This is a genomic window from Lacrimispora amygdalina (genome assembly GCF_003432035.1).
Taxonomy (GTDB): Bacteria; Bacillota; Clostridia; order Lachnospirales; family Lachnospiraceae; genus Lacrimispora; species Lacrimispora amygdalina.
Genome location: NZ_QOHO01000133.1, coordinates 1 through 4,157, shown reverse-complemented (window position 1 = coordinate 4,157; position 4,157 = coordinate 1). Strand labels below are relative to the sequence as shown.

Here is a 4,157-nt window from a genome sequence, read left to right as displayed (position 1 = left end):
TCTTCCGGCTCTGCTGATTCAACCGGTTCGCTTTCCGGTTCTTCCAAATCCGGCGATTCAACCGGTTCGTGGTCAAATTCTTCCGGCTCTGCTGGCTCAGATTGTTCACCGGCTTGTTGTTCCGCCGGTTCCAGCTCTGATGCCGGTATAGACGGCTGAATCTGCTCTGCCACCATATCTTCCTCTTCCAGTTCCAGAGCCACCACTGCCCGCAGCGTATGGGGCAGGTTCGGTTCTTCCGTGCCTATCTCCACCGTCAGCTCGGTCACCAGGTCGCCAGCCTCGAAGTAAAGAATCCTTTCCGACTCCGCCAGCAACGGAAAACACAGCGCCATGATTGTCAAGGCCGCTGCCATTAGACATATTATTTTTTTCGTTTTTTTAATTTTTTTCCATTTAACCAGCATTGTTTATTCCTCAATTTCTAAATGTTTATCGATGAAATGCAGTCAATGCATTGTCCATAATATAAGAAGCACCTTGCCGCCGATATCCGCAACGGAACCGAAATTCCTCGAATCCACAGCAGCGCCGCGGTTGTCACCCAGCACGAAATACTCGCCATCCAAAAGGGTCAGGGGGTATTCCAGGCCCGGTTTTGCATAGGTGTCTTCCAGCTCCCTGCCATTTACCAGGAGCCTGCCCTGGGCGTCCGTATCCACCGTGTCGCCGGGCACGGCGGCCACGCGCTTCACGAACTGGTTGCCGCCATGCGTAAAAAACACTACATCGCCAGAGGTATACTGCCTATCCAGCCGCCAGACCAGCACAAGGTCGCCGTCCGCCAGGGAAGGCGCCATCGAATCCCCCTGGACAACGCCGATCCCGAAAAAAACGCCGAACAGCAGAAATACCGTCAAGACCGTGACAATCAGGCTGCGGATCAGCCTGTGCCAGTTCCTTTTCCGCCGCAGGACGGCACGCCTGTGCTGCAAAACCTTCTCAGGCGATTCCGCTTCCCTATACATTCCCGGCGTCATTCCCTGTCCGGCCATCGTCCATCTTTCTTTCAACCCCGCCTGCCAGTCTCAGCATTTGGCCGAGGTCCCCGGAAATCAAGCGGATGGTGGCTTTCATTTGAAGCAGTAGGTTATTCATCTCTGTCTCCATATCCCTGCGCTGTTTGGCAAGCTGCTCAATTTCGGCGCGCCTGCCCGCCAACTGGCGGTCGGTTTCGTGTTCCTTCTGTTCGGCCCACACCTTTGCCTGCATGATGATTTTTTCCGCTTCGCGCCTGGCCCGCGCAATGAGTTCCGCACGCTCTGCTTCCTGCCGCTGTATGTCCTGCTGCATTTCTTCAACCTGGCCTTGCAGTTCTTCCGCCAAGTCACGGTACATCCCGGTGATATGTTCGATCTTATCCAGCGCGTCATCTTCGTCCACGCCGCCGAAGGTTCTCTTTTTAAACTTCATTTGGCGCAAGTAGGCGGCAATGGCCTCTTGCCCGATTATTGATAATTCCATGTGTTCGCATCCCTTCCTACCGCCGTCTGTTCACTCGCAGAACAGACGGCGCCGTACACCCCGGACAAAGGCATCCTGAACAGCATATGTAGTTTCAGCCCTCAGTGAATCCATTTGTCATGAGTCCGGTTTTTAATGTAATAAACCGGCAAAACAAAAAAACTTGAAAAAAGTCTGCCGGCCCCGAACCGTAATCTGTACTCGTCAAGTAAAACACATGGCTTGCCAGCCTATACACAAATGTCATAAACCCGGATTTTAATGTCATGAACCGGTATTTTGAAATAAATTTTAGGGCTTGACAAAGCTTTTGAAACGTAAATCAAGGTCATTTTCATCAGCCCGGCAGGCATATGTCTGGCATAAATAGACGGAACCGGTCTGAATGAATATCCATCCAGACCGGTTCCGTAACTGCCACTGCGAATTTTCGCTTTTTAAGGAAAATTCAACCGGGTTTATAACATTAAAGAGAGGGTTTATGACATTTGGCTGTAGCAAAATGGCGAATCTTGTATATTTTTAAATGTTATATATATGGCGAATACTGCGAAAAGCCGGCGCGGAAAATCGGGATAGACAAGCCGGCGGCGGAAAAACAGCGCAATTATATAATAAGGTTGATTAACGAAATGGCAGATTACATGAATTATTTATTGAGGATAAGCCGCTTCTAAATGTAAAGGAAGGTAGTTATGGGCACAGCGAATAGGAATAAACTCTTGATGCAGGGAACAAACACAAAAACCGGGATATGGGAAACCATAGATTATGAGCCGAAGAATCTTTCAACTGAATTACACATAAAAACACTGGCCATGCAGGAGATTTGCATTCACGCCATGTCATCCCTTGCCGGCATCAGCTACGACGAGGAAGGCGGCCATATTGTTCGGACACAGCATTATGTCAGAGTCCTGGCCGATCATCTGGCGCAAACCGGGCATTATACCGAGGTGCTTACCCCGGAGAATATCCTGTTGATTTCCAAATCGGCCATGATTCATGACATCGGTAAAGTCGGTATTCCAGAGTATATCCTGATGAAGCCCGCACTGCTGACGCAGCAGGAATTTGAAATCATGAAAACACATACCACACTGGGCTATCAGGCCATTGTACGGACAGAAAAGACGTTTGGTGAGCCTGGCGGCTCTTATTTGCGTTTTGCAAAGGAGATCGTGTATTCCCATCATGAACGCTGGGACGGCTCCGGGTACCCGCTGGGGCTGGCCGGTGAGCGTATCCCACTTTCAGCCCGCTTGATGGCGCTTGCCGATGTATACGACGCGCTGACCAGCAAACGGGTCTATAAGGATTCTTTTTCTCACGAACGCGCCTGCTTTGAAATTCAGCAGAACGCCGGGAAGCATTTTGACCCGCATGTTGCGGAGGCCTTTCTCGCCACCCAAAGACAATTTAAGGAAATCTCTAAACGCTATGTGAATGAAAATGATACGCACCTGTACGTCTGACCAGCCAGTAAAACCTATATACTTATCCGAACAGCAAAGCAAGCTGGCTCTGCCTTTTAACTGACCAATCGCATTCAGCGAGGAAATTGGAAACGTCTGCGGTTGACAGCAAAAAAAACAGAAAGCAGGTGGAGAGAATGACTATTGAGAACGCACAAATCAATCGCTATCTAAACCATATGGGAGTTAAGCATTCTAATTCAGGATATCGGTTCCTGATATCCGCAATCAAGCTGAAAGCGGAGCATGGTCATAAAATCGGGTATGTAGAGATTTATAACAATATTGCCCGAGAGTACGGCATATCATCGTATAATCGTGTTGAGAGGGCGATACGATACGCCATTGCCTCGTTTGGGGCAACCAACAAGGAGTTTATTGCGCGGGCGGTGGATGATATCATATACGGTTACAAATCACAAAGCCCATAGAACGCAAAATGTCCGGCTGGATGATATCCGGCCGGACATTTTTGTCAAACGAAATCCCTTGGCTGTTCCCGGGAAGCCGAAAAGCAAAACTTTGTTATAAGCGTAATAAATGGAAAAAGAAAGTTCCAGAATACCTGAAAGATATCTACAACACCGCCCCTTTTAAAATCAAGAGGAGGCATTGTAGCTGAATTTAGCCTGATTCTGGTGGCGTATTCGCAGTAACTTTTGTGACGAAACCTTTTGCCTGCTTAATAAGTTTCTGTATGAATCTTTGCCTGTTCTACTTCATCTAATGTATGTGCATGTCTTGCCTCCTTCGGATATCCCACTGCGATAATAGAAAGCACTGCCATATGCCCCGGAATCCCAAGGAGGTTACGCACATACTCTTCGCTGCTCATCCCTTGATTTGATTCTCTTAACCGGATCTGCACCCAGCATGAGCCAAGCCCTAAACTTTCTGCTTCCAGTTGTATAACGATAGAGGCTATAGAGGTATCTTCTATCCATGTATCGGTTTTCAGTGTATTGCCTAATACCACAATAGCAAGAGGCGTCGCCGGCAAAAATGGCTGATTCGGACTCCGGCAGTCGCCAAGCTTTTGAAGTGTTTCTTTATTCTCGATAACGACAAACTCCCATGGGCGGGTAGTCTTCCCGCTAGGTGCAAGCTGTGCTGCCTGAAGAAGCTTTTCCTTTTTCTCCGCTTCCACAGCCTTGTCTTCAAATTTCCGACAGCTTCTCCTTGTAAGTAACAAATCTAACATAATAATCTCCATTCCGC

At 48.5% G+C, this 4,157-nt stretch carries 6 protein-coding genes; 2 read left to right on the top strand and 4 right to left on the bottom strand.

Annotated features, from left to right (window positions below):
• From DS742_RS27935 to DS742_RS27925, 3 genes are all read right to left on the bottom strand, one after another.
• On the bottom strand, positions 1 to 269 hold a 269-nt coding region (locus tag DS742_RS27935; protein ID WP_205692823.1), incomplete at its 3' end, for a hypothetical protein.
• A 180-nt stretch (positions 270 to 449) separates the two neighbouring features.
• Positions 450 to 995, bottom strand: a complete 546-nt coding sequence (lepB, locus tag DS742_RS27930; RefSeq protein WP_117420175.1) for a signal peptidase I — start codon at positions 993 to 995, stop codon at positions 450 to 452.
• On the bottom strand, positions 961 to 1,464 hold the full coding sequence (locus tag DS742_RS27925) for a hypothetical protein (RefSeq protein ID WP_117420174.1): 504 nt from the start codon (positions 1,462 to 1,464) through the stop codon (positions 961 to 963). Before DS742_RS27925 ends, lepB begins: the two co-directional genes overlap by 35 nt.
• A gap of 695 nt (positions 1,465 to 2,159) precedes the next feature.
• Between DS742_RS27925 and DS742_RS27920 the strand changes: the two genes are divergently transcribed.
• Entirely contained in the window at positions 2,160 to 2,939 is a 780-nt protein-coding gene (locus tag DS742_RS27920) for an HD-GYP domain-containing protein (protein ID WP_117420173.1), read from the top strand.
• An 86-nt stretch (positions 2,940 to 3,025) separates the two neighbouring features.
• On the top strand, positions 3,026 to 3,370 hold the full coding sequence (locus tag DS742_RS27915; protein WP_147325899.1) for a sporulation initiation factor Spo0A C-terminal domain-containing protein: 345 nt from the start codon (positions 3,026 to 3,028) through the stop codon (positions 3,368 to 3,370).
• 251 nt (positions 3,371 to 3,621) lie between these two features.
• Here DS742_RS27915 and DS742_RS27910 read toward each other — a convergent pair.
• On the bottom strand, positions 3,622 to 4,157 hold a 536-nt coding region (locus DS742_RS27910; protein WP_242996887.1), incomplete at its 5' end, for a nitroreductase family protein.

Excerpts from the sequence above, each read along its gene's own strand:
- lepB (WP_117420175.1), bottom strand. The coding sequence starts at position 995 with ATGGCCGGACAGGGAATGACGCCGGGAATGTATAGGGAAGCGGAATCG.
- DS742_RS27925 (WP_117420174.1), bottom strand. The coding sequence starts at position 1,464 with ATGGAATTATCAATAATCGGGCAAGAGGCCATTGCCGCCTACTTGCGC.
- DS742_RS27920 (WP_117420173.1), top strand. The coding sequence starts at position 2,160 with ATGGGCACAGCGAATAGGAATAAACTCTTGATGCAGGGAACAAACACA.